Here is a 22,849-nt window from a genome sequence, read left to right as displayed (position 1 = left end):
ACTTCGGGTTTAATGGGCAAGATCACGGGTTTTCTGGAAATCGAACGGCACGACCGCAAGTACACCCCGGTCGCCGAGCGCGTGAAGCATTACAAGGAATTCGTCGTTCCGCTCTCCGAGAAGGAGGTGCGCGACCAGGCCGCGCGCTGCATGAATTGCGGCATTCCCTATTGCCACGGCACCGGCTCGGTCGCGCCGGGCACGCCGGGCTGTCCGGTCAACAACCAGATTCCCGACTGGAACGACCTCGTCTACCAGGGCAATTGGGAAGAAGCCTCGCGCAACCTGCATTCGACCAACAATTTCCCGGAGTTCACGGGGCGCATTTGCCCGGCGCCGTGCGAGGCGTCCTGCACGCTCAACATCGACGACAACCCCGTCACCATCAAGACCATCGAATGCGCGATCGTCGATCGCGCCTGGGACAATGGCTGGCTCCAGCCGGAAGTCGCGACTGTGAAGACCGGCAAGAAAGTCGCGGTGATCGGCTCGGGTCCGGCCGGCATGGCCTGTGCGCAGCAGCTCGCGCGCGCCGGCCACGACGTCCACCTCTACGAGAAGTACGCCAAGGCCGGCGGCCTGCTGCGCTACGGCATCCCCGACTTCAAGATGGAGAAGGGCGTCATCGACCGCCGCGTGGCGCAGATGGAAGCCGAAGGCGTCACCTTCCACTACAACAGCCATGTCGGCGCGGACGGCAATGTCGATCCGCGCGAGATGCTCAACGAGTACGACGCCGTGGCGCTGACCGGCGGTGCGGAAGCCCCGCGCGACCTGCCGATCCCCGGCCGCGAGCTCGCCGGCATCCACTACGCCATGGACTTCCTCCCGCAGCAGAACCGCCGCGTCTCCGAGGAGCCGCTCGGCGGCGTCCAGGAGATCCTGGCCGGCGGCAAGCATGTCGTCGTCATCGGCGGCGGCGACACCGGAAGCGACTGCATCGGTACCTCGCTGCGCCAGGGCGCGCTCTCGGTGACGCAGCTCGAGATCATGCCCGCGCCGCCAGAGCGCGAGAACAAGGGCCTGACCTGGCCGAACTGGCCGCTGAAGATGCGGACCTCCTCGAGCCAGGCCGAAGGCGCGGTGCGCGAATACGCCGTGCTGACCCAGAAGTTCTCGGGCGAGAACGGCCAGGTCAAGAAGCTGCACTGCGTCCGCGTCGACGACAAGTTCAAGCCGATTGCCGGCACCGAGTTCGAGCTCGATGCCGAGCTGGTCCTGCTCGCGATGGGCTTCGTCCATCCCGTGCACGAGGGCCTCTTGAAGCTGCTCGCGGTCGAGCTCGACCCCCGCGGCAACGTCAAGGCCAACACGCTCGACTACCAGACCTCGCGCCCGAACGTGTTCACCGCCGGCGACATGCGCCGCGGGCAATCGCTCGTCGTGTGGGCGATCCGCGAGGGCCGGCTGTGCGCGCGGTCGATCGATACGTTCCTTATGGGGAAGACGGATTTGCCGCGCTGAGATGTCATTCCGGGGCGCGCGAAGCGCGAGCTATGGTGCGCAATTGCGCACCTGAGAATCCATTCATCACCAACCCAGACGCCCGATGGATTCCGGGCTCGCGCCAAGTGGCGCGCCCCGGAATGACAATTGGAGAGAGCCGCGCCTTTCGGCTTCGTCTCGTGCGACGCGCTAACAAGCCTCAATTCTGCAGCCTCACCCCGAGCAGCACCACCGTGCCCTGCGAGCTCGAGCCCGGCTGGCTCGAATTCAGGATGTCGTGGCGCAGCGTGCCCTTGACCCAGATGTTGCGGTTGAGCTTGTAGATCAAATTGCTTTCGAACGAGTAGGTCTTGTCGTTGCGGTTCTGGCCCTGGTAGTCGAGCGTGCCGTAGGTGAACTTGCCGACCGCGGTGAGCCAGCGGCGGAAGTCGTGGTCGACTTGGGCGGAGTAAGTGCGCACCAGGACGCCGGATGAGCCGGGGACCGTGGTCTCCGATATCTGCGTGTCGGTGAAGAACTTCACCGTGGTGAGGCCGCTGGCGCTCCAGATCAGCGAGCCCGTGGTCAGAAACCCTGCGAGCTGGCTGAGGCGCGGATCGGTGTAGCTGCGCGCGGAATAGCCGACCGAGATCTCGCCGGTGAGGATGCGCGAGAACTCGAAGGACGAGCCGACCTTGGCATAGCCGCCGTTGGAATCGCGGAAATAGCCGTTGCGGTCGGAAGCCTGGTCGTGGACGCGGGTATCGCCCTGGATCTCGACGAAGGGTTTTAGGCCGGGCTTGAGGTCGTAGGAGAAGCGGCCGACGCCGCCATATTGGTTGAAGTTGCGGTCGTCGTTGCTGAAGGTCGAGCCGTCGGTGAGCTTGGAATCGGTGTAGGCGGTGCGATCGATGGTGGCGCCGGCCGCGACCTGGAAGCGGTTGAAGGTCTGGTCGAAGCCGAGCGTCGTGCCATAGGCGGCGTAGACCGGATATCTCTGCAGGCCGGCCTGCACGTTGGGGCTGCCGGGATTGTCGGTGGCGAGCCGCAGGCGCAGCTGCGAGGTCAGCTTGAAATCGCGGGTGACGTCGAGGCGGCCATCGACATGGCCGTTGAAATCGGGACGATTGGCCTCGACCGGCGACGGCGAGGCCAAGCCGTTGATCGTCGCCGGCATGTCCTTGGTGTAGCCCGAGAACGAGCCACGCAGATCGGCGACCAGCGCGTGGCGCTCCCAATCCGACACCACGAGCAGATCGGGCGCGATGACATAGGCCGGCGAGCCGACGGGCCTGTTGAGGCGCGTCGGATTGCTGTCGTAGCCGGCGGAGAGTTCGAGCCCGCCCTTGATCAGGAAGCTGCCGGCGTAATCGCCGACCGCGCCGAACGGATCGTCATCGGCCCTGAGGCGGCGTCGCAGCGGCTGGCCGGGCACGTTGCCCGCCATCGCCGCCGGCACCGGGACCTTGTGCGCGGTCTCGGAGGGCGGTGGCGCGATGCGCGGCGGGCCCAGCGTCGTGGCCGGCGTTGCGGGCGGCGGCGGTGAGCCGGGACCGGCGGCGCGCTTCGGCTTCGGCTGGCCCGGATAGAGCTTGGGCTGCTGGCGCTTGCGGTTGAGCGAGTCGTAGCCGGAGCCGCTCGCGCCGGTGGCGGCCGGCAGGCCGTAGGTCGGGACCTGACCGACACGCGAGCTCGCCGGCGCCTGCTGGCGCTGGCGCGGGTCGGCGTTGGGATCAGGCAGTTTCGGCAAGGCATCGGAGGGCGCCTGGGGTACGCCGGCGGTGCGGCGGGTCGGCAGCGTCTCAGGCGAGGCGAAGGCGCCGCGGTTGGGATTGAACAGGTCGGGCGTGAGCCCCTGGGCCGCCGCCGGGCCGCTTGCGAGGGTGGTCAGCGCGAGGCACGGCAAAGAGGCGCGCAGGAAATGCGCGACCTTGCTCCGGCCCCTGCCTGGAGACGACCCCACGATGGAATTACCCCAACGAAATCAAACACTTTCTCGATCATCCCCGCCGACTGGCGAGAACCATCGTTAATGGAGTTAAAACAATTATGGTTAATGACCGGTTGAGGGCATCCGGCCGCGCGTCGCCTCGCTGATCGGGGCGTGCTAAGCAGGCGCCAATGGGCGAACGCCCCTCCTCTCTGGACCCGACCATGCCGAGCTCGAAACCGCTGATGACCCAATCATCCGGCTCCATTCCCGATACCGTCGAATCCGCGCTCCGCACGCTGGAGACGGAGAGCGGCGGCATCAATGCGCTCGCTAGCGCGCTGCGCGGCCCGCTGGGCGAGCCGTTCGCCAAGGCGGTCGAGCTGATCCGCAATGCCAAGGGCCGCGTCATCGTCACCGGGCTCGGCAAGTCAGGCCATATGGGCCGCAAGATCGCCGCGACGCTGGCCTCGACCGGCACGCCTTCCTTCTTCGTGCACGCCGCCGAAGCCGGTCATGGCGACCTCGGCATGATCACGCCCGACGACGTCATCCTGGCGCTGTCCTGGTCCGGCGAGCAGCCGGAGATGAAGAACCTCGTGAACTATTCGGCGCGCTTTGCGATCCCCATGATCGCGGTGACCTCGAGCGCGTCGTCCTCGCTCGGCCAGGCCGCCGACCTCGTGATCGAGCTGCCCAAGGCGCGCGAGGCCTGCCCGCACAATCTGGCGCCGACCACCTCGACGCTGATGCAGGCCGCGATCGGCGACGCGCTCGCGATCGCGCTGCTGGAGGGACGCGGCTTCACCGCGCTGGAGTTCGCGCATTTCCACCCCGGCGGCAAGCTGGGCGCGATGCTGAAATTCGTCCGCGACTACATGCGCACGGGCGCTGAGATTCCGCTCAAGCCGCTCGGCACCGAGATGTCGGAAGCCGTGGTCGAGATGTCGGCGAAGGGGCTCGGCTGCGTCTGCATCATCAACGATGCGGGCGAGGCCGTCGGCATCATCACCGACGGCGATCTGCGCCGCCACATGCGGCCCGACCTTTTGACGGTGACCGTCGACGAGATCATGACGAAGCAGCCCAAGACCGTGCCGCCCTCGATGCTAGCGACCGAGATGATCGAGGTGCTGAACACCCGCAAGATCACCTCGCTGCTGGTGACGGAAGCGGGCAAGGTGGTCGGGATCGTGCACCTGCACGATCTGCTGCGCGCGGGCGTGGCGTAGGGCGCGCAGCCCGCTTCACCCGTCATTCCGGGGCGCGCCACTTGGCGCGAGCCCGGAATCCATTTCACCCCGAGGTCGCTGCCCGATGGATTCCGGGCTCGCGCTTCGCGCGCCCCGGAATGACGGTGAGGATGAGACGCTCCTCGCAATGACGGTGGAGAGACCTACGCCGGAAACCGCGCCGCGTTCTCCTCCAGCGGCAAGCGCAGCCCGTTCGCCAGATACGACACCGTGCGATAGAAGCCGCACAGCAGCATGATTTCCAGGATCTGCGCCTCGTCGTGATGCGCGGAGAGCGCGGCGAATTCATCGTCGCTCAACGTCGCGCGATGATGCAGCGCGTCGACGGCTGCGATCAGCGCCTGTTCGGCCGGCGACCAAAGGGCCGAATTCGCATCACCCAGCACCGTCGCACGCACCTCCTCCGCGGTGAGCTTCGCCGGCCCGGCGAAGATCGCGACATGCACGCCCCATTCGTATTCGCATCCGTTCAGCGCACAGGTGCGGTCGATGACGATCTCACGCTGGCGCAGCGAGAGCGGCCCCGGATCAAGCAGCCCGCCCGCGCGAAACTTGTCCCAGGCGCGGTCATGGCCCGCCATCACCCGGAACAGCACCAGCGGCGGCGCACCGCGCATGATGCGGTCGAACTGCGCCTGGATCTCCAGGGGATAAGGCGGCGAGAGCGGGGCGATGCGCGGTGAGGCCTGGGACATGAGCGATTTCCGTTGCTACATTTACCGTAGCACTACGCTACATTATCCGTAGCATGACGCAAGAGGTGACCATGGCGAAACGGGCGACAACAGCAGAACGCCGCGTCCGCGGCTCGCGCACCGGACGGCCGATCATGGCTTTGCTCGACCTGCTCGGCCGGCGCTGGGCCTTGCGGATCTTGTGGGAGTTGCGCGGAGAGCCCCTCACCTCGCGCGCCCTGCGCAGCGCCTGCGACGAGGCCTCGCCCACGGTGCTGCAGGCCCGGCTGACCGAGCTGCGCGAGGCGGGCTTCGTGGAGCTGGGCGACGGCGGAGGTTACGGACTGACACCGCTGGGCCGGGAATTGTGCGAGACCTTCATGCCACTGCACAGGTTTGCGGAGCGATGGAGAAGGTGAGCATCACTCGTTGCCACGCGCTGGTGTTCCTTCTCCCCTTGTGGGAGAAGGTGGCGCGAAGCGCCGGATGAGGGGTCTCTCTCCACGAACTCAGCTTAGCTATCGCGGAGAGACACCCCTCACCCGTCTCGCCGCTTTGCGGCGAGCCACCCTCTCCCGCAAGGGGAGAGGGGAAAAGTCCTCACGCCGCGGCGACCGTCAGGTTCGCGCCGTCGACCTGTACCACCTTCACCCGCGTGCCGGCCGGCGTATCGGGCCCAGCCACGCGCCATACCGTGTCGCCGATGCGCACGGTGCCGGTGCCGTCGATGATCGGCTTCTCCAGCGTGAACTCACGGCCGAGCAGGGCTTCGGTACGCTTGTTGAGGAACGGACTGGCGCTGGCGTCCGGCTTCGGCTTGGCCAGGCGGCGCCAGACCGGCACGGCAGCGGCGGCAAAGATCGCGAACATCACGAGCTGGATCTGCCAGGAGATCGCAGCCGCGAACGAGATCAGGCCGACCAGCAGCGCAGCGAGCCCAAGCCAGAACAGGAAGATGCCGGGCGCCAGCACCTCCAGGGCCATCAGGATGAAGCCGAGGATCAGCCAGTTCCAGTTGCCGAGCGATACGAACATGTCGGTCATGACACGACCTCTGTGAATAGTCCCATTACTGCTGCGGCACGGACGGGGGTGTCGGGCCCGACGACGGTACCGAGCCGCCGCGGCGGGCGGCGGTCGCCGCGCTCTCCCCGAACGTGGCCTTCGCAATTTCGCCGATGCCGGCGAGCGAGCCCAGCATGCTCATCGCTTCGACCGGAAGCATGATGACCTTCTGGTTCGGCGAGTCGGCGAGTTGCCCGAATGCCTTGATATACTTGTCGGCGATAAAATAGTTTAGCGCAGCGACATCGCCCTTGGCGATGGCCTCGCTGACCATTTGCGTGGCCTTGGCCTCGGCTTCCGCCGACCGCTCGCGCGCCTCGGCATCGCGGAAGGCGGCCTCGCGGCGGCCTTCCGCCTGGAGGATCTGGCCCTGCTTGGCGCCCTCGGCGCGCAGGATCTCGGACTGGCGTTGGCCTTCGGCCGCGAGAATGTCGGCGCGCTTGACCCGCTCGGCCTTCATCTGCCGCCCCATGGCTTCGACCAGGTCGGCGGGCGGCACGATGTCCTTGATCTCGATGCGGTTGACCTTGACGCCCCAGGGCGAGACCGCGGCGTCGACCACACGGAGCAGGCGCTCGTTGATTTCGTCGCGGTGCGACAGCACCTGGTCGAGGTCCATCGAGCCCATCACCGAGCGGATGTTGGTCATGGTGAGCACCGTAATCCCCTGGTTCAGGTTGGCGACCTCGTAGCTCGCCTTGGCGGCATCGAACACCTGATAAAAGGCGACGCCGTCCACCGTCACGGTGGCGTTGTCCTTGGTGATCACCTCCTGCTCGGGAATGTCGATCACCTGCTCCATCATGTTGATCTTGCGCCCGACGCGATCGAAATAGGGCACGATCAAATTGAGCCCGGGGCTCAGCGTCTGGGTGTATTTGCCGAACCGCTCGATGGTCCAGTCATAGCCCTGCGGCACCGTCTTCACGCCGGCGACCAGCGTGACGATGACGAGCAAAACCAGAACAATCGCGAAAATGTCGAAGCCGCTCATATCTCCTCCAAGCCGGGACAAGACGTCAGGAAAAAGCCCTTTCCGGCGCTGTCATTGGTCGGGATCACGATCCTACCGGTTCAGCGGTCGCAATTCACGTCGGTATCGGAGCAATTCCACACAAGACGCACAGCAAGAGAACGGTCGCGATATGTATTTGCGACAGGCTCTTGAAAGCGCGCGCGCGCAGGCCTGAACCGCGATGCGATCATGATGAATCGTCATCGCGCTTTAGGTCATTGTTTGAGCATGATCTTTTCGGAAAACCGCTTCACGCTTTTCCGGATCATGCTCTAGCGGCGGAGATTAACGAATTCGGGCGAGGCGTCCGTCACGGACGGGTTCATTCGATCACGTCATTCGCAATTGCAAGCAGGCCCGGGGAAAGCGTGATGCCGAGCGCTCTCGCCGCCTTCAGGTTGATCACCAGCTCGAACTTGGTGGGATTCTGCACCGGCAGGTCGGCCGGCCGTGCGCCCTTCAGGATCCGATCGATATAGTCCGCGGCGCGGCGAAGCTGCTCGACGCTGTCGGTGCTGTAGGACATCAGCCCACCTTCGTCGACGAAGGTACGGCTCCAGAACACTGCGGGCACACGCGCCTGTGCGATCGCCGAGAGCAGTTGCGCGCGGTTGGCCATGGTGAAGAAGTCCGGCAGGACCAGGATGGCGCCGTCTTGCCTGGAAGCCAGCGCCCCGATCGAGACGGCGTCACGGACGGGCGCGGGCTCGACCGTCAGGCGCAGCGTCCGTGCGGCGTCCTCGATGGTGCGCAGCATCAGGGGCGCAAACGGCGCGGTGGCGGGATTGAAGACGACCGCAACGCGGGACACCTTCGGCGTGACCTGCGTCAGCATCTCCAGCCATTTGCCGGCCAGCGGACCGTCGTAATCGGTAAAGCCGGTGAGGTTGCCGCCGGGATGCGCGAGGTTTTCGACAAAACCCTGGCTGACGGGATCGGTGACGACGGCGAACACGATCGGGATCGTCGTGGTGCGCCGGCGCAGCTCTTCGACCGAGGGTGTGCCGACCGCAAGCAGGATGTCGGGCTTGAGCGCGATCAGCTCGTCGGCGAACTGCGCGATGCGGGCGCGCTCGCCGCCGCCGTTGCGCCAATCGATCTTGAGATTGTCGCGCTCCTTCCAGCCTTGGCCGGCGAGCGCTTCGACCAGGGCCATGCTGCGCGTCTGGCCGATCGCATCATCAGCAGCCGTGACCGAGAGCACGCCGAGCCGCCGTGTCGCGTTCGGCTGCTGCGCCAGGGCCGGGGCCGGCAGCGCCGCGAGCATCCCCAGAAGCGCCAGGCACCGGCGGCGGTTCATGGGACGCCCATCAGATCCAGCCCTGGAGCTCGCGCAGCACCAGGGTGCGGATCACGTCCATGCCCGGTCCGCTGTCGTTGAGGCAGGGGATCGCGGAAAACTGCTCGCCGCCATTGTGCTTGAAGATCTCCGCGTTCTCCTGCGCGATCTCCTCCAGCGTCTCCAGGCAGTCGGCGGAAAAGCCCGGCGTCACCACCGCGATGCGGCGCACGCCCTCTTTGGCAAGCCGCTCCATGGTCTTGTCGGTATAGGGCTGCAGCCACTCGTCGTTGCCGAAGCGCGACTGGAAGGTCAGCAGCAGCTTGGTCTCGTCCATGCCGAGCCGGCGGCGCAGCGCCTCGGTCGTCGCGATGCAGTGCTGCTGATAGGGATCGCCCTTGTCGACATAGGCTTTCGGCATGCCGTGGAAGGATGCCACGATCAGCTCCGGCTTGAAGGACAGCGTCGCCAGATGGCCCTCGATCGAGGCGGCGAGCGCCTCGATATAGGCTTCGTCGTCATAGTAGGGCGGCGTCACCCGCAGAGTCGGCTGGTTCCGCAGCTGCGCGAGCACGCGGAAGACTTCGTCGCAGACGGTCGCCGAGGTCGAGGCCGAATATTGCGGATAGAGCGGCACGGCCAGGATACGCTCGCAGCCCTTCGCGATCAGCGCGTCGATGCCCGACTTGATCGACGGATTGCCGTAGCGCATCGCCCAATCCACGACGACGTTGTCGCGGTCCGACAAGGCGGCCGCGAGGTTGTCGCTTTGCGAGCGCGTGATGGTTTTCAGCGGCGACTCGTTCCGCTCATTGTTCCAGATCTTCTGGTAGTCGAGCGCCTTGGTGCGCGGACGGCTGCGCAGAATGATCCCGTTCAGCACCAGTTTCCAGATCAGGCCCTGGTCCTCGATGACGCGGGCGTCGCTGAGGAACTCCTTGAGGTAGACCCGCACGCCCGGAGCATCGGCCGTATCGGGCGTTCCGAGATTGATCAGGAGCACGCCGACGCGCGGTAGGGCGGATCGGGTGGCCGGTTTCGCGGTCTCGAGGGGGAGGACGCTGTTCATGACTGGTTGGGTCGCGCGTTGGTCCGAACTTGTCAAGATGAGCCGGGGTTCGCTAGGGTCGCACCCAAGCGGGGGGAGGCAGGATGACACTCGCGGAATGGTGCGTCTTCGGGGCGCTGCTGCTCTATCTGTCGACGATCGTCACGGTCAAATGGATCAGGTTTCGCCGCTTCGACAATTCCCGGCCGCGCGACCCCGCCTTCTATGAGGACGCCCTGTCGCAACGCGCGCTTGGCGCGCACCAGAACGGCATCGAGACGTTTCCGTTCTTTGCGTTCGCGGTGCTGCTCGCCGAATACAGGGAAGCGCCGCAGCGGCTGATCGACGAGCTCGCGGCGCTGTTCCTGATCGTGCGGATTGCCTATGTGCTGACGTATCTCGGCAACCGCCCGACGCTGCGCTCGATCCTCTGGAGCATCGGCTTTGCGATCAATCTCGGCATCTTCTTCATGCCGGCATTGAAGCGGTTTCTGCCGGTGTGAGCGGCTTCACGCCGAAAGATGGCGTTCTCGCGTCGCGATCAGTGCCCGCATTGATGCCGGGATCGTGACCGGACGATGGGTGTTCTGGTCCGTGTAGACCCAGGCGATCTCGCCGGTTACCAGAGCCTCAGTGCCGCCCTTCCGGAAGATGGCGAGCTCGAACAGGAGGCTCGAATTGCCGATCCGCGCCACGCGCGCGCCGACGTCGAGTTCCCAGTCGAACCTAACAGGCGCCTTGTACTCGATCAGCGATTTGACGACGTGGAAATCGATGCCGCTCGCCTTTGCATCCGCATATTGGTCGAAGCCGAGCGCGCGGAAATATTCGGTGATGGTGGTGTCGAAATAGGTCAAATAATGCGCGTTGAAGACGACGCCCTGGCCGTCGATCTCGGAATAGCGCACCCGGAACGGATGGAAGAACCAGAAGTGTTCGCGCGACATCTATCGCCTCAAAAACACGTGGTCCGTTCGGCGGCGATGTAGCCGAACAGGAGGCCGACGCCGAACAGCAGGACCAGACTCGCGGCGCCGAACTCGATGCCGCGCATAAACAGCGCGCCACCGCCGTCGCGTCCGGCGCTGAGGCGGGCGGCAATGTCCTTGGCGTAGACGGCGACGACAGCAATGGCCGCCACCGTGATCGCGGTGCCCAACCCCATCAGGAATGTCGCGGCGATCCCTGCCCAGAACAGGCCCTGCGCCAGCGCGAACACCAGGACCAGGATTGCGCCCGAGCAGGGGCGGATGCCGACGGTCAGGATCGCAGCGAAGCCGCGCCGCCAGCCGCCGGGGCCGGCGAGTTCGCTTGGCGTGGGTCCGTGGGAATGGCCGCAATGCTCGTCGTGGACGTGGTCGTGCCCGTGGTGATGGTGAGCGTGGCCGTGGCCATGGTGTTGATCATGGCCGTGATCGTGGTGATGATGATCATGCGCATCATGATGGTGGTGATCATGGTCGTGCGGCACGCCCGCCATCGCCGGCACCGGCTGGATGGCCTGAAATGCGCGGATGAAGGTGCGACCCTTGACCCAGACCAGGCGCAGGCCGAACAGCGCGATCAGGGCGTAGCTCGCAATCTCGATCGCGCCTTCCGCCTTGCACATCGTCTTGGCCGTCGCATTCAGCAGCCAGGCCGAGATGCCGACGATGAGGATCGCGACCAGCGACTGCATCAGGGCCGAGGCAAAGGACAGCGCGATGCCGCGCCGCGCCGTCTCGCGGTTGGCGACCAGATAGGAGGCGATCACCGCCTTGCCGTGGCCGGGACCGGCGGCGTGGAAGATGCCGTAGGCGAACGAGATGAACAGCAGCGTCCACACCGCCGAGCCATCGGACTTCGCGGCGCGGATGGTTGCCGACATCTGGCGATAGAATTCCGACTGCTTGGCGAGCAGCCAGCCGATGAGGCCGCTCGCTTCAGGCTCGGCCGCCTGCGCTGGTCGCGGCGCACCGAACGGGTTTTGCGCGAGAAGATCATGAAGAGCGGCATCAGTCACGGCCACGACCAGCAGCACAGCGGCAGTGGCGAGCAGCCCACGCGCAAGCGGAGAGAGTTGCGGCTTCAAGGGCAATCCACCGTGATCTTGTTGGCGAACATCATGCCGAAATTCGAGTTCTCACCGTTCAGGAAGGTCTGCTCGTTCAGCTTCTGCGCGCTCGCGGTGCCGTCGTTCGGCCGCTCCAGCTTCATCTGGCACCCCGCGGGCGCACCGACCAGCTTAACCGGACTGTCCTTGGCCATCTGGAAGTCGATGAAGAAGGAGCGGTCGAACACTTCGAGCACCAGCTGCCTGGGCTTGACCGGATTCTTCAGCGGCAAGGTGAAGTGCAGGGTCAGCACGGTGTCCTTGTAGTCGAGGAAATAGTCGACCGGCTCCTGGAACCGCTCCTTCTTGCCGTCGGCTCGCGCGAAGGTGAAGTAGGCGTATTCCTTCAGCGACTCGACATTGGTCTGCGCCAGGGGCTTGAGCTCCTCGCTCGTATAGGCGCCCTTGGTCTTGCTCTCGAGCCCCTGCACCGCATAGGCCGAGAACATGTCGTCGAAGGTCCAGGCATGGCGCACGCCGGTGATGCTGCCGTCGGCGGCATAGAGCAATTCGCTGGTGGCGGTGATCCAGACATGCGGATGTGCATTCGCTGCCCCGGCCGCGAGCGACATCGCGGCGGCGAGCAGGCATCCGAACAGGGCGCGCATGTTCATCAGGCCGCCCTGGCGTCTTCGAGCAGGCCGCGGCGGCGGAGCAGCGCATCCGGCTCCGGCGGGCGGCCGCGGAACGCCTCGTAGGCGGCTTCCGGATCGACCGATCCGCCCGACGAATAGATGTCGTCGTGCAGGCGCTTGGCCACGGCGGGATCGAAGATGTCGCCGGCCTCCTCGAACGCGCCGAAGGCGTCGGCGTCCATCACCTCCGACCACATGTAGCTGTAATAGCCGGCAGCGTAGTGGTCGCCGGTGAAGATATGGCCGAACTGCGTGGGGCGATGACGCAGCGCGATCTCCTCGGGCATGCCGATCTTCTCCAGTTCGCGTCGCTCGAAGGCGCGGACATCCTGCGCGGCGGCGGCCGGCTGGGTGTGGAATTCCAGGTCGACCAGCGCCGAGGAGACGAACTCGACCGTGGCAAAGCCCTGGTTGAATTTTCGCGCGGCGAGGAAGCGTTGCAGCAGGTCGTCCGGCAGCGGCTCGCCGGTCTGGTAGTGGCGGGCGAACTTCTGCAGCACCTCGGGCCGCTCCTGCCAGTGCTCGTAGAGCTGTGACGGCAGCTCGACGAAGTCGGTGAACACGGAGGTGCCCGACAGCGAGGGATAGGTCACGTTGGAGAGCATGCCGTGCAGGCCGTGGCCGAACTCGTGGAACAGGGTGCGGGCATCGTCGGGCGACAGCAGCGACGGCTCGCCGCCGGCGCCCTTGGCGAAATTGCAGATGTTGAGAACCAGCGGCGCGACGTCGCCGTCGAGCTTCTGCTGGTCGCGCAGCGAGGTCATCCAGGCGCCGGAGCGCTTGGACGGCCGGGCGAAGTAGTCGCCATAGAACAGCGCCTTGTGCTTGCCGCCCCTGTCCTTCATCTCCCAGACCCGGACGTCCGGGTGCCAGACCGGAACGTCCTCGCGCTCCTCGAAGGTGACGCCGAACAGGCGCGTGGCGCAGTCGAAGGCGGCGGCGATCATGTTGTCGAGACCGAGATACGGCTTGATCGCGGAATCGTCGAAATTGGCGCGCTGCAGACGCAGCTTCTCGGCGTAGAAGCGCCAGTCCCAAGGGGCGAGCTTGAAATTGCCGCCCTCCTCCGCGATCAGCGCCTGCATCTCGTCACGGTCGGCAAGCGCGCGGGCGCGGGCCGGCTTCCAGACCCGCTCCAACAGGCCGCGCACCGCGTCCGGCGTCTTGGCCATGGAGTCCTCGAGCCGGTAGGCGGCGTAGGTCGGATAGCCCAGGAGCCCGGCGCTCTCCTCGCGCAGCTTCAGGATCTCGACAATGGTCGCATTGTTGTCATTGGCGTTGCCGTTGTCGCCGCGCGCGATGAAGGCCTTGTAGACCTTCTCGCGGAGGTCACGCCGGGCGGAGCTCTTCAGGAACGTTTCGACCGAGGAGCGCGACAGCGTGACGATGGCCTTGCCTGCCATGCCGCGCTCTTCCGCCGCAGCCTTGGCGCTGGCGACGAAGCTCTCGGGCAGGCCCTGGCGGTCGGACTCCCCAAGCTCCAGGAACCAGTCCTGCTCGTCGCCGAGCAAATGGTGGCTGAAGCTGGTGCCGAGCTGGGCCAGCCGCTCGTTGATCTCGGCCATCCGCGTCTTGGCCTCCTCGGAGAGGCCGGCGCCGGAGCGGTGGAAGCGGGTGTAGGTGCGCTCCAGCAGACGGATCTGCTCGGGCGTGAGACCGAGACCCGCGCGGTTCTCGTGCAGATGGGCGATGCGGCCGAACAGCACGGCGTTCATCATGATCGGATTCCAGTGCCGCGCCATCCGCAAGGAGACCTCCTTGTCGATCTCCAGGATGGCCGGGTTGGAATGCGCCGAGACGAGGTCGTAGAAGACCGCCGCGACCTTGCTCAGGAGCTTGCCCGAGCGCTCCAGCGCCGTGATGGTGTTGGCGAAGTCGGGCGCCGCGGGATCGTTGGTGATCGCCGCGATTTCGGCGGCGTGGTCGGCGAAGGCCTGCTCGAAGGCCGGCAGGAAATGCTCCGGCTTGATCTCGTCGAAGGGCGGGGTCGCGAACGGCGTCACCCAGGCCTTCAGCAGCGGATTGGTCTCGGCGTCCGTAGTTTGGCGGGTTTCTGACATCGCAAGTCCCGGATTTCGTGGCTCGATTGTTGCGGCCAGCTATAGCACGCGTGGGGCTTTTTTGGGCCGTTTGCCCTTGCCCCCGGCCGCCTTTTCGGGGAGATTGCGGCCCTCGAAGCCAGGACCCTCTGAAGCCATGAACGCGCCTTCTTCATCGTCCCGCCAGATCGTCTGGTCCAGCGTCATCACCGTCATCAGCGCCGCCATCCTGATCGGCGCGGAGGTGTTCGGCGCGGCCTTTGCCGGCGGCTGGGCACTCGCGATCCTGTTCGGGCTCGGCGACCAAGGCGCCCATATCCTGCAGGCCGTGCTGTTCGCACTCGGCGTGCTCGTGATGACCGCCTTCATCCGCGGCGCTCAGCGCATCGAGCCCTTCACCAAGCGCGGCTGACGCGTCTCGCGCGTGGGCAGCACGCGCTGCGCGGCGAAAACTTAACGCGCGTTCATCTTCCGCGTCGCTCGCGCAACAGTGCGCAAGCAGATGTTAGGCAATCCTGTCCGCAGCCTAAAAAAATTCTTGCGAACCAGAGTCAAAACGCTTATGTGCGGACTTGCCCAATTTCGCACGTGCCTGTGGTCGTGTGTCAGTCGGTAGGTATCCGGACAAGAGGCCGGACAGCCGCCAAGGGGTGAAGAAGCCGAGGGGCTCTTCGGAAGTGCGGAAGTCGAGACTGAAACGTCGAGCGACCGAAGCAAACCCGGAGCGCCCAGCATCTCTCTCAAAGAGATGCCATGTCGAAGGTGACTTCGCTCTTTGCAACCGTGACTGGCAGCCGGAGGCGAACCGGCGCACCCCGCTCTCAACGGGGGACGCGACTTAAAGCAACGACGGATCGGGCTTTTTTGGTCTCTACCGGCAGTCCAACGCCGGCGCGGGCTACTGAAAAGGCTTGTCCTTCATTGCCAGGTGAGCGGGCGGGAAACTCTCCCAACCAATCCACGGCAGCACAGTCTGGTTTGAGTTTTTTGGCCCCAGCGCGCCTCCATCGCGCGATGCGGCCGAAGCACTCTCATCAGACGTCACGTTGATACGGCTCCCGTCGCTGGGACCGTTGGAGAGTGCCATGACCGAACGTATCCAGGAATTCCTGCGCAACCGCCGCAACGAAGGCCTCGACACCGAGCCGTGCCTCGTCGTCGACCTCGAGGTCGTGCGCGACAATTACCAGAGCTTCGCCAAGGCGCTGCCCGACAGCCGCGTGTTCTATGCCGTCAAGGCGAACCCGGCGCCGGAAGTGCTGGCCTTGCTGGCGTCCATGGGCTCCTGCTTCGACACCGCCACGGTCGCCGAGATCGAGATGGCGCTGGCTGCGGGTGCGACGCCCGACCGCATCTCCTTCGGCAACACGATCAAGAAGGAGCGCGACATCGCTCGCGCCTTCGCGCTCGGCATTCGCCTGTTCGCGGTCGATTGCGCCGCCGAGGTCGAGAAGATCGCCCGCGCCGCTCCCGGTGCGAAGGTGTTCTGCCGCATCCTCTATGACTGCGCCGGCGCCGAGTGGCCGCTGTCGCGCAAGTTCGGCTGCGACCCGGAGATGGCGGTCGAGGTGCTCGACCTCGCCAAGCGCCTGGGCCTGGAGCCGTGCGGCATCTCCTTCCATGTCGGCTCGCAACAGCGCAAGGTGAAGGCGTGGGACCGTGCACTGGCGATGGCCTCGCAGGTGTTCCGCGACTGCGCCGAACGCGGCATCAACCTGTCCATGGTCAACATGGGCGGCGGCTTCCCGACCAAGTACCTGAAGGACGTGCCGCCGGTCGTCACCTACGGCCGCTCGATCTTCCGCGCGCTGCGCAAGCACTTCGGCAACCAGATCCCGGAGACCATCATCGAGCCGGGCCGCGGCATGGTGGGCAACGCCGGCATCATCGAATCCGAGGTCGTGCTCATCTCGAAGAAGAGCGATGAGGACGAGGTGCGCTGGGTGTACCTGGACATCGGCAAGTTCGGCGGTCTCGCCGAGACCATGGACGAGTCGATCCGCTACGCCATCCGCACCCGTCACGACGGCGCGGACATGACCCCGTGCGTGCTCGCAGGTCCGACCTGCGACAGCGCCGATGTGCTGTACGAGAAGACCCCGTATCCGCTTCCGGTGACGCTCGAGATCGGCGACAAGGTGCTGATCGAAGGCACCGGGGCTTATACGTCGACCTACTCGTCGGTGGCGTTCAACGGCATTCCGCCGCTGCGGACGTACCACATCTGATCCGCCTCTCTTTTCCAGAGGCCTGACGAACCCGGGAGCCGGTCCGCCGGCTCCTCATCCAACATCTCGATTTCTGACGACGTCTTGGACAGGCGTGCTGTGCGCACGCCGGTTCAAGCGGGGACTGACGTGCCATGACTGCTCCTCGGAAGCCGCAAGTTGCCCTCACCTCGAAAGCCGCTCCGTTCGTGATCCGTGCGGAACGTGCTGGAGACGTCGCGACGCGTGAAGCGCTGCTCGATGCCTGCTTTGGCGAGAACCGCCATGGCCGCACCTGCCAGCGCCTGCGCGACGGACGCGCGCCCGCTGCAGGCCTTGCCCTGTCGGCGATGCGCGAGGGCAAGCTCGTGGGAACCGTGCGGCTGTGGCATGTCAGCGCCGGAGGCAGGCCCGCTCTGGTCCTCGGACCGCTGGCGGTCGACCCTGCCTGCCGCGAGCTCGGGATCGGCGCCGCGCTGATGCAACAAGCGCTGGCTGCCGCCCGGGCGCGCGGGCATGGCGCCGTGATCCTGCTCGGCGATGCCCCCTATTACGCCCGCTTCGGCTTCACAGCCGAGAAGACCGCCGAGCTGTCGCTGCCCGGCCCGTTCGAGCGCAACCGCCTGCTGGCGATCGAGTTCACTGATGGCGCGCTTGATAGCGCCGCCGGGATGATCGTCCCGACCGGCGCGGCCCTGCCCAAACGGAGGTCGGTTCGCGCGCCTGAGGCGCACGCGGCCTGAGGGATCGCTCGTGTAGCGACGACCGCAGCCGCATTGAGCGGCAACGCCCTGCCGCGCCTGCGCGAGGCCCGTTCCTTTGGGGTTGCGCAGGCGTCGGAAACGCCCTTTAACCCCGCGAAACACCCCCTTCAGTCGAGGCCCATGACCATGTCCCGTCGCCTGATCTCCACCGGCTCCCCGCTCGAGAAGTCCGTCGGCTACAGCCGTGCCGTGATCGACGGCGAGTTCGCCTTCGTCGCGGGAACGACCGGCTATGACTACACCACGATGACGATGCCATCAGATGTCACGAGCCAGTCACGCAACTGCTTCAAGACCATCGCAGCCGCCCTGCAGGAGGGCGGATTCGAGATGGCCGATATCGTCCGTGCGACCTATTACGTGACCGACGCCAGCTATATCGATGCCCACTTCGCCGTCTGCGGCGAGGTCCTCGGCGACATCAGGCCGGCGGCGACCTTGCTGGTCGTCTCTGCCCTGGCGAGGCCCGAGATGAAGGTCGAGATTGAAGTCACCGCCAAGCGCCGCAGCATCTGACAAGCGCTGCAGCGCCTGATCCATCCCTCACTGCCAGCACGTTCCGGAGAATCCATCCCATGAGCCCTCCCTCGCAGATCTACGCGAAGATCACCGGCCCCATCGTCATGGTCGGCTTCGGCTCCATCGGCAAAGGCACGCTGCCCCTGATCGAGCGGCATCTCGATTACGACAAGTCCCGCATCACCGTGCTCGACCCCAAGGACGAGGGCCGCAAGGCGCTTTGCGAGAAGCACAATGTCCGCTTCATCCAGAAAGGGCTGACCAAGGACAATTACCGCGAGGTGCTGACCCCGCTGCTCACCGAGGGCGGCGGCCAGGGGTTCTGCGTCAATCTGTCGGTCGATACCGGCTCGACCGACATCATGGAGCTCTGCAACGAGCTCGGCGCGCTCTACATCGACACCGTCAACGAGCCCTGGCTTGGCTTCTATTTCGATTCCTCGAAGGGTCCGGAAGCGCGCTCCAATTACGCGCTACGCGAAACGACGCTGGCCGCCAAGAAGGCCCGTCCCGCCGGCTCGACCACGGCCATCTCCTGCTGCGGCGCCAATCCCGGCATGGTCTCCTTCTTCGTCAAGCAGGCGCTGCTCAATGTCGCCACCGATCTGAAGCTCAATGCACCCAGGCCGAAGACCAAGGGCGAATGGGCGGATTTGATGCGGCAGGCCGGCATCAAGGGCATCCACATCGCCGAGCGCGACACCCAGCGCTCGAAGAAGCCGAAGGAGCCGGACGTCTTCGTCAACACCTGGTCGGTGGAAGGCTTCCTGTCGGAAGGCATGCAGCCATCCGAGCTCGGCTGGGGCACCCACGAGAAATGGATGCCCGAGAATGCGCACACCCATGAAGCCGGCTGCGGCGCTGCCATCTATCTGATGCAGCCCGGCGCCAACACGCGCGTGCGCACCTGGTGCCCGACCCGCGGCGCCCAGTATGGCTTCCTCGTCACCCACAACGAGTCGATCTCGATCGCCGATTACTTCACCGTGCGCGATGCGTCGGGCAAGGCGATTTACCGGCCGACCTGCCACTATGCCTACCATCCGGCCGACGATGCCGTGCTGTCGCTGCATGAAATGTTCGGCCGCGCCGGGAAGATGCAGGAGAAGCACCACATCCTCGACGAGAACGAGATCGTCGACGGCATCGACGAGCTCGGCGTGCTGCTGTTCGGCCATGACAAGAACGCCTATTGGTTCGGCTCGCAGCTCTCCATCGAAGAGACCCGCGAGCTCGCGCCCTACCAGAACGCCACCGGCCTGCAGGTGACCTCCGCCGTGCTCGGCGGCATGGTCTGGGCGCTGGAGAACCCGAACGAAGGCATCGTCGAGGCCGACGAGATGGATTTCGAGCGCCTGCTCGAAATTCAGCTGCCCTATCTCGGCCCGGTGAAGGGCTTTTATACCGACTGGACCCCGTTGACGGATCGTCCGGGACTGTTCCCGGAAGATATCGACACCAGCGATCCCTGGCAGTTCCGGAATATTCTGGTGCGGTGAGGCGGGCTCTCTCCGCCCGTCATTCCGGGGCGCGCCACTTGGCGCGAGCCCGGAATCCATCGGGCGGCAGACTCTGCAGGTAAATGGATTCTCCGGTGCGCAATTGCGCACCGTAGTTCGCGCTTCGCGCGCCCCGGAATGACCGGAAAAACTACTTCTTCTCCATCGGCGGCGCGATCTTCTCGGCCGGGGCCGGCGGCAGCGCCGGTTTGGCCGCACCAGCCGCGCCCTGAGTCTGCGGATCCGGCCGTGCCGGCTCGGGGGCCGGCGTGGTCGGGCGATCACCGCCGGGCTTCGCCTCCGCGGGCACCTTGCTCTGTTCGTCGGACGGGGTGCCCTGGAGCGGGGGCGTCGCCTGCGCCAGCTGCATGCGGCTTTCGGCGCGGATTTGCGCCAGGGACATCACCGACACCGCAACGCCTGCTGCGAACAGCGCACCGGCGATTGTCAGGTTGAGCTTCAGTCTACGTTTGTCATCTCGGCCGGGCATGTCGATCACCGCCTTTGTTCGCGGAATCAACGAAACTGGGGCGCGCCGGTTCCGGAACCTGAAAACGCGCGGAACCCACCCGCACGCGCCAAAACGCCGCGCTACTCCGTCGTGCTGACTTCCCATGTTGCATGCCGGACGCCTGGCAGATGCTGCAGATCGGTCGCGACCGCGTTCAGCTCGTTCGGGTCGACCGCGGTCGCAACCAGCTTGGCGGCGATCTCCAGAATGCCCTCCCTGATCTCGGCGACTTCGATATCGGCCACGGCATATTTCGCCGCTTCGAGCTTGTCGACGAGGCGGTCACGCATGTCGGGCAAGGCGTCGGCCGCAACTGCGAGCTTGAGATAGTAGGTCGCCTCCAGCGCCTTCTCGTTCAGCGGGATGCGGTTGATGGCGTTGACCAGCGGGCGCAGCATGGTGTTGCCGGCGATGACGAACACGGTCAGCGCGGCCGCCTGTGCGATCATGTCGGCGCCCGCACAGGAGCCGACCGCGGCCGAGGCCCACAGCGTCGCCGCGGTGTTGAGCCCGCGCACATCCATGCCCTGCTTCATGATGACGCCGGCTCCCAGGAAGCCGATGCCGGAGACGACATAGGCGATCACCCGGACCGCGCCGTCGGCGCCATCCAGCTGCATGGCGAGATCGACGAAGGCGGCAGCGCCCACCGCGACCAGCACGTTGGTGCGCAGCCCCGCGGTGCGCTGACGGTATTGCCGTTCGGCGCCGATCAGCGTGCCCAGCACGAAGGCCGTGATCAGGCTGACCAGGGTGTCGCCAAAGTCGGCAAGCTGGAAGGTCGTCAGAAATCGCATGGTTCCCTATACGGCGGGAACCATGACAGATTAAAGCTCGAGCAGACCGCCGTCCCCATTTTCGTCGGCAAAGGCCAGCAGCGTGCCTTTGGCGTTCCAGGCGATCGCGGCCACCGGCGGCGTGCCATTGCGGCGGACCAGGATCTCCGCGCCATCCTCCAGACGGACCATCAGCACGGTGCCATCGCTGTAACCGGCGGCGAGGATGTCGTTCTTGGGATGACAGGCGACCGCGGAGACGCGCGCCTGCAGCGGCGCGAGCATCGCGGGCTCCTTGCCCATCGGACCGTCCTTGCTGCCGAACGGCCAGATGATCACCGTGTCGGCGCCCGAGGTCGCCAGCCCCTTGCCGCCGGCGCTCCACGACATCGAGCGGACGCGGCCCGGATAGCCGGTCATGCGCATGTGCCTGTTGTCGGCGAGCCGCCAGCCGTGCAGCGCCGGCTCGTGCATGGCGGTGACCAGGAATTTGTTGTCGGGGCTGAAGGTGACCGCGTGATGCGAGCCGGCCCAGGGCAGGAATTCGGCCGATCCCGCCATGTTCGGAAACCACAGCGTCACGCCGTTGTAATGCGCGATTGCGAGCCGCAGGCCCTTCGGCGCGAAGGCAAGGCCGCCGACCGTCGAGGGCACGTCGATCGACTTCTCCTCAGCCTTGCCGCTCTTGACGGTCGCGGTCTTGCCGGCCGACCAGGCGAACGCGCCGTCGGCGTGCAGCGCCACCGCGTCGATCCAGCGCCGCTTGGGATCGGTGGCGAGCAGCGTCACCTCGCCCTTGGCATCGATCGAGACGACCTTGCCGTCGTCGCCGCCCATGACGAGACGCTTGCCGTCGGAGGCGGTCGAGAGAATGCCGCCGCTATGCACGGCAACCGTGGTGATCTCGCAATTGGCATCGACGAATGCGACGTTCTCCTCGCCGCCGACGAAGGCAGCGCGATCCTTCAGGAAATGCACCGAGGTCACGGCCATGCCGAGCGCAATCGGCTTGACGCGGTCGGTGACGGAAACGATCGAAGCGGACTCGGGCGCGGGCGTAAACTCTTTCATCACGAGACGATGCAGCTCTCGAAACCCTTGCGGATCGCCTCTTCGGGCAATTCGCGGCCGATGAAGACGAGGCGGCTCTCGCGCGGCTCGCCCTCCTTCCACTTCCGCTGGTGGTTGCCCTCCAGCATCATGTGGACGCCCTGGAAGACGTAGCGATCGTCGTCGTCGTGGAAGGCGAGGATGCCCTTGGAGCGCAGGATCTTGCCGCCCTCGACCTGCACCAGGTTCTGCAGCCAGGGCATGAACACGTTGGGATCGAGCGGCTTGTCGGTCTTGAGCGAGAGCGACTGCATCTCCTCGTCGTGATAGTGCTTCAGACCGTGGCCGTGATCATGGTGATGGTGATCGTGGCCGTGATGATCATGATCGTGGTCATGATCGTCGGCCTCCAGGAAAGCCGGCTCGATGTCGAGGATGCGGTCGAGATCGAAGGCGCCGCGGTCGAGCACGTCGGCCAGCGCCACCGCGCAGCGCTCGGTGCGATGGAGCTTCGCATAGGGATTGATGCCGCGGATGCGGGCCTCGACCTCGGCGAGCTCGCCCTTGTTGACGAGGTCGGTCTTGTTCAGAACGATGACGTCGGCAAAGGCGATCTGGTTCTTGGCCTCTGGTGCATCCTTCAAACGGTCGGACAGCCATTTGGCGTCGGCGACCGTCACGACCGCATCGAGCCGGGCGTTCTTCTGCACGTCCTCATCGACGAAGAAAGTCTGCGCGACGGGGGCGGGATCGGCAAGACCGGTGGTCTCGACGATGATGGCGTCGAACTTGCCCTTGCGCTTCATCAGGCCGTCCATGATGCGGACGAGGTCGCCTCGTACGGTGCAGCAGATGCAGCCGTTGTTCATCTCGAACACTTCCTCATCGGCGCCGATGATGAGGTCGTTGTCGATGCCGATCTCGCCGAATTCGTTGACGATGACAGCGTATTTCTTGCCGTGGTTCTCCGACAGGATGCGGTTGAGCAGCGTGGTCTTGCCGGCGCCGAGATAGCCGGTCAGCACGGTCACGGGAATCTTCTGGGAGGTCGCGTCAGACATAACAACT

At 65.5% G+C, this 22,849-nt stretch carries 23 protein-coding genes; 9 read left to right on the top strand and 14 right to left on the bottom strand.

The window, feature by feature from the left end:
- The first annotated feature begins 12 nt into the window (after positions 1-12).
- Entirely contained in the window at positions 13-1,464 is a 1,452-nt protein-coding gene (locus I6F12_RS14805) for a glutamate synthase subunit beta (protein ID WP_035997787.1), read from the top strand.
- A 181-nt stretch (positions 1,465-1,645) separates the two neighbouring features.
- Here the strand turns inward: I6F12_RS14805 and I6F12_RS14800 are convergent, their stop codons facing one another.
- Positions 1,646-3,388, bottom strand: coding sequence for an outer membrane beta-barrel protein (locus I6F12_RS14800; protein WP_036021389.1), 1,743 nt, complete (start codon positions 3,386-3,388; stop codon positions 1,646-1,648).
- A gap of 191 nt (positions 3,389-3,579) precedes the next feature.
- Between I6F12_RS14800 and I6F12_RS14795 the strand changes: the two genes are divergently transcribed.
- Entirely contained in the window at positions 3,580-4,587 is a 1,008-nt protein-coding gene (locus I6F12_RS14795) for a KpsF/GutQ family sugar-phosphate isomerase (protein WP_225156714.1), read from the top strand.
- Between the two features lie 164 nt (positions 4,588-4,751).
- Here I6F12_RS14795 and I6F12_RS14790 read toward each other — a convergent pair whose 3' ends face one another.
- Complete coding sequence (locus I6F12_RS14790; RefSeq protein WP_225156713.1) at positions 4,752-5,303, bottom strand: carboxymuconolactone decarboxylase family protein; 552 nt, start codon at positions 5,301-5,303, stop codon at positions 4,752-4,754.
- 71 nt (positions 5,304-5,374) lie between these two features.
- Here I6F12_RS14790 and I6F12_RS14785 point away from each other — a divergent pair, with 71 nt between their 5' ends.
- On the top strand, positions 5,375-5,701 hold the full coding sequence (locus I6F12_RS14785) for a helix-turn-helix domain-containing protein (RefSeq protein ID WP_035997791.1): 327 nt from the start codon (positions 5,375-5,377) through the stop codon (positions 5,699-5,701).
- A 181-nt stretch (positions 5,702-5,882) separates the two neighbouring features.
- On the opposite strand, the gene I6F12_RS14780 is transcribed toward I6F12_RS14785, so the two are convergent.
- From I6F12_RS14780 to hemH, 4 genes are all read right to left on the bottom strand, one after another.
- Entirely contained in the window at positions 5,883-6,326 is a 444-nt protein-coding gene (locus tag I6F12_RS14780; protein WP_036021378.1) for an NfeD family protein, read from the bottom strand.
- A gap of 25 nt (positions 6,327-6,351) precedes the next feature.
- Positions 6,352-7,341: an SPFH domain-containing protein gene (locus I6F12_RS14775; protein ID WP_225156712.1), complete on the bottom strand. Its 990-nt coding sequence runs from the start codon at positions 7,339-7,341 to the stop codon at positions 6,352-6,354.
- A gap of 343 nt (positions 7,342-7,684) precedes the next feature.
- Complete coding sequence (locus I6F12_RS14770) at positions 7,685-8,662, bottom strand: ABC transporter substrate-binding protein (RefSeq protein WP_225156711.1); 978 nt, start codon at positions 8,660-8,662, stop codon at positions 7,685-7,687.
- Between the two features lie 10 nt (positions 8,663-8,672).
- Positions 8,673-9,710 carry a ferrochelatase gene (hemH, locus tag I6F12_RS14765; RefSeq protein WP_225156710.1) on the bottom strand — a complete coding sequence of 346 codons (1,038 nt, stop codon included), beginning with the start codon at positions 9,708-9,710 and terminating at the stop codon, positions 8,673-8,675.
- Between the two features lie 83 nt (positions 9,711-9,793).
- Between hemH and I6F12_RS14760 the strand changes: the two genes are divergently transcribed.
- Positions 9,794-10,192, top strand: coding sequence for an MAPEG family protein (locus I6F12_RS14760; protein WP_035997738.1), 399 nt, complete (start codon positions 9,794-9,796; stop codon positions 10,190-10,192).
- Positions 10,193-10,198: 6 nt separating this feature from the next.
- On the opposite strand, the gene I6F12_RS14755 is transcribed toward I6F12_RS14760, so the two are convergent.
- The 4 genes from I6F12_RS14755 to I6F12_RS14740 are packed head-to-tail and all read right to left on the bottom strand — an operon-like array spanning position 10,199 to position 14,476.
- Positions 10,199-10,636 carry a thioesterase family protein gene (locus tag I6F12_RS14755; protein ID WP_225156709.1) on the bottom strand — a complete coding sequence of 146 codons (438 nt, stop codon included), beginning with the start codon at positions 10,634-10,636 and terminating at the stop codon, positions 10,199-10,201.
- Between the two features lie 8 nt (positions 10,637-10,644).
- Complete coding sequence (locus I6F12_RS14750; RefSeq protein WP_225156708.1) at positions 10,645-11,760, bottom strand: nickel/cobalt transporter; 1,116 nt, start codon at positions 11,758-11,760, stop codon at positions 10,645-10,647.
- Entirely contained in the window at positions 11,757-12,395 is a 639-nt protein-coding gene (locus I6F12_RS14745) for a DUF1007 family protein (protein ID WP_225156707.1), read from the bottom strand. Before I6F12_RS14745 ends, I6F12_RS14750 begins: the two co-directional genes overlap by 4 nt.
- Positions 12,395-14,476: a M3 family metallopeptidase gene (locus I6F12_RS14740; protein ID WP_225156706.1), complete on the bottom strand. Its 2,082-nt coding sequence runs from the start codon at positions 14,474-14,476 to the stop codon at positions 12,395-12,397. Before I6F12_RS14740 ends, I6F12_RS14745 begins: the two co-directional genes overlap by 1 nt.
- A gap of 136 nt (positions 14,477-14,612) precedes the next feature.
- On the opposite strand from I6F12_RS14740, the gene I6F12_RS14735 reads away from it, so the two are divergent.
- The 5 genes from I6F12_RS14735 to I6F12_RS14715 all read left to right on the top strand — a co-directional run bounded on the left by I6F12_RS14735 (position 14,613) and on the right by I6F12_RS14715 (position 19,444).
- Complete coding sequence (locus I6F12_RS14735) at positions 14,613-14,867, top strand: hypothetical protein (protein WP_035997726.1); 255 nt, start codon at positions 14,613-14,615, stop codon at positions 14,865-14,867.
- Between the two features lie 673 nt (positions 14,868-15,540).
- Positions 15,541-16,683, top strand: coding sequence for a type III PLP-dependent enzyme (locus tag I6F12_RS14730; protein ID WP_035997723.1), 1,143 nt, complete (start codon positions 15,541-15,543; stop codon positions 16,681-16,683).
- Between the two features lie 134 nt (positions 16,684-16,817).
- Positions 16,818-17,405 (top strand): N-acetyltransferase, encoded by a 588-nt coding sequence (locus I6F12_RS14725; RefSeq protein WP_225156705.1) that lies wholly within the window; start codon positions 16,818-16,820, stop codon positions 17,403-17,405.
- 147 nt (positions 17,406-17,552) lie between these two features.
- Positions 17,553-17,942 carry a RidA family protein gene (locus tag I6F12_RS14720; protein ID WP_225156845.1) on the top strand — a complete coding sequence of 130 codons (390 nt, stop codon included), beginning with the start codon at positions 17,553-17,555 and terminating at the stop codon, positions 17,940-17,942.
- A gap of 59 nt (positions 17,943-18,001) precedes the next feature.
- Positions 18,002-19,444, top strand: a complete 1,443-nt coding sequence (locus I6F12_RS14715) for a homospermidine synthase (protein ID WP_225140974.1) — start codon at positions 18,002-18,004, stop codon at positions 19,442-19,444.
- 151 nt (positions 19,445-19,595) lie between these two features.
- Here I6F12_RS14715 and I6F12_RS14710 read toward each other — a convergent pair whose 3' ends face one another.
- From I6F12_RS14710 to I6F12_RS14695, 4 genes are all read right to left on the bottom strand, one after another.
- On the bottom strand, positions 19,596-19,934 hold the full coding sequence (locus I6F12_RS14710; RefSeq protein ID WP_192893073.1) for a hypothetical protein: 339 nt from the start codon (positions 19,932-19,934) through the stop codon (positions 19,596-19,598).
- A gap of 101 nt (positions 19,935-20,035) precedes the next feature.
- Positions 20,036-20,752: an MgtC/SapB family protein gene (locus tag I6F12_RS14705; RefSeq protein ID WP_225156704.1), complete on the bottom strand. Its 717-nt coding sequence runs from the start codon at positions 20,750-20,752 to the stop codon at positions 20,036-20,038.
- Positions 20,753-20,782: 30 nt separating this feature from the next.
- Positions 20,783-21,802, bottom strand: a complete 1,020-nt coding sequence (locus I6F12_RS14700) for a WD40 repeat domain-containing protein (RefSeq protein WP_225156703.1) — start codon at positions 21,800-21,802, stop codon at positions 20,783-20,785.
- Positions 21,802-22,842: a GTP-binding protein gene (locus I6F12_RS14695; RefSeq protein WP_035997707.1), complete on the bottom strand. Its 1,041-nt coding sequence runs from the start codon at positions 22,840-22,842 to the stop codon at positions 21,802-21,804. Before I6F12_RS14695 ends, I6F12_RS14700 begins: the two co-directional genes overlap by 1 nt.
- Positions 22,843-22,849: the final 7 nt, after the last annotated feature.

This window comes from Bradyrhizobium sp. IC4059 (assembly GCF_020193615.1).
Classification (GTDB): domain Bacteria; phylum Pseudomonadota; class Alphaproteobacteria; order Rhizobiales; family Xanthobacteraceae; genus Bradyrhizobium; species Bradyrhizobium yuanmingense.
The sequence above is the reverse complement of the archived record's forward strand: the minus strand, read 5'-3'. Positions and strand labels throughout refer to the sequence as shown.

What these genes read in the sequence shown, in the direction of transcription:
- I6F12_RS14805 (WP_035997787.1), top strand. Translation starts at nt 13, where the DNA reads ATGGGCAAGATCACGGGTTTTCTGGAAATCGAACGGCACGACCGCAAG.
- I6F12_RS14795 (WP_225156714.1), top strand. Translation starts at nt 3,580, where the DNA reads ATGCCGAGCTCGAAACCGCTGATGACCCAATCATCCGGCTCCATTCCC.
- I6F12_RS14790 (WP_225156713.1), bottom strand. Translation starts at nt 5,303, where the DNA reads ATGTCCCAGGCCTCACCGCGCATCGCCCCGCTCTCGCCGCCTTATCCC.
- I6F12_RS14785 (WP_035997791.1), top strand. Translation starts at nt 5,375, where the DNA reads ATGGCGAAACGGGCGACAACAGCAGAACGCCGCGTCCGCGGCTCGCGC.
- I6F12_RS14780 (WP_036021378.1), bottom strand. Translation starts at nt 6,326, where the DNA reads ATGACCGACATGTTCGTATCGCTCGGCAACTGGAACTGGCTGATCCTC.
- I6F12_RS14775 (WP_225156712.1), bottom strand. Translation starts at nt 7,341, where the DNA reads ATGAGCGGCTTCGACATTTTCGCGATTGTTCTGGTTTTGCTCGTCATC.
- I6F12_RS14770 (WP_225156711.1), bottom strand. Translation starts at nt 8,662, where the DNA reads ATGAACCGCCGCCGGTGCCTGGCGCTTCTGGGGATGCTCGCGGCGCTG.
- hemH (WP_225156710.1), bottom strand. Translation starts at nt 9,710, where the DNA reads ATGAACAGCGTCCTCCCCCTCGAGACCGCGAAACCGGCCACCCGATCC.
- I6F12_RS14760 (WP_035997738.1), top strand. Translation starts at nt 9,794, where the DNA reads ATGACACTCGCGGAATGGTGCGTCTTCGGGGCGCTGCTGCTCTATCTG.
- I6F12_RS14755 (WP_225156709.1), bottom strand. Translation starts at nt 10,636, where the DNA reads ATGTCGCGCGAACACTTCTGGTTCTTCCATCCGTTCCGGGTGCGCTAT.
- I6F12_RS14745 (WP_225156707.1), bottom strand. Translation starts at nt 12,395, where the DNA reads ATGAACATGCGCGCCCTGTTCGGATGCCTGCTCGCCGCCGCGATGTCG.
- I6F12_RS14740 (WP_225156706.1), bottom strand. Translation starts at nt 14,476, where the DNA reads ATGTCAGAAACCCGCCAAACTACGGACGCCGAGACCAATCCGCTGCTG.
- I6F12_RS14735 (WP_035997726.1), top strand. Translation starts at nt 14,613, where the DNA reads ATGAACGCGCCTTCTTCATCGTCCCGCCAGATCGTCTGGTCCAGCGTC.
- I6F12_RS14730 (WP_035997723.1), top strand. Translation starts at nt 15,541, where the DNA reads ATGACCGAACGTATCCAGGAATTCCTGCGCAACCGCCGCAACGAAGGC.
- I6F12_RS14725 (WP_225156705.1), top strand. Translation starts at nt 16,818, where the DNA reads ATGACTGCTCCTCGGAAGCCGCAAGTTGCCCTCACCTCGAAAGCCGCT.
- I6F12_RS14720 (WP_225156845.1), top strand. Translation starts at nt 17,553, where the DNA reads ATGTCCCGTCGCCTGATCTCCACCGGCTCCCCGCTCGAGAAGTCCGTC.
- I6F12_RS14715 (WP_225140974.1), top strand. Translation starts at nt 18,002, where the DNA reads ATGAGCCCTCCCTCGCAGATCTACGCGAAGATCACCGGCCCCATCGTC.
- I6F12_RS14710 (WP_192893073.1), bottom strand. Translation starts at nt 19,934, where the DNA reads ATGCCCGGCCGAGATGACAAACGTAGACTGAAGCTCAACCTGACAATC.
- I6F12_RS14705 (WP_225156704.1), bottom strand. Translation starts at nt 20,752, where the DNA reads ATGCGATTTCTGACGACCTTCCAGCTTGCCGACTTTGGCGACACCCTG.
- I6F12_RS14700 (WP_225156703.1), bottom strand. Translation starts at nt 21,802, where the DNA reads ATGAAAGAGTTTACGCCCGCGCCCGAGTCCGCTTCGATCGTTTCCGTC.
- I6F12_RS14695 (WP_035997707.1), bottom strand. Translation starts at nt 22,842, where the DNA reads ATGTCTGACGCGACCTCCCAGAAGATTCCCGTGACCGTGCTGACCGGC.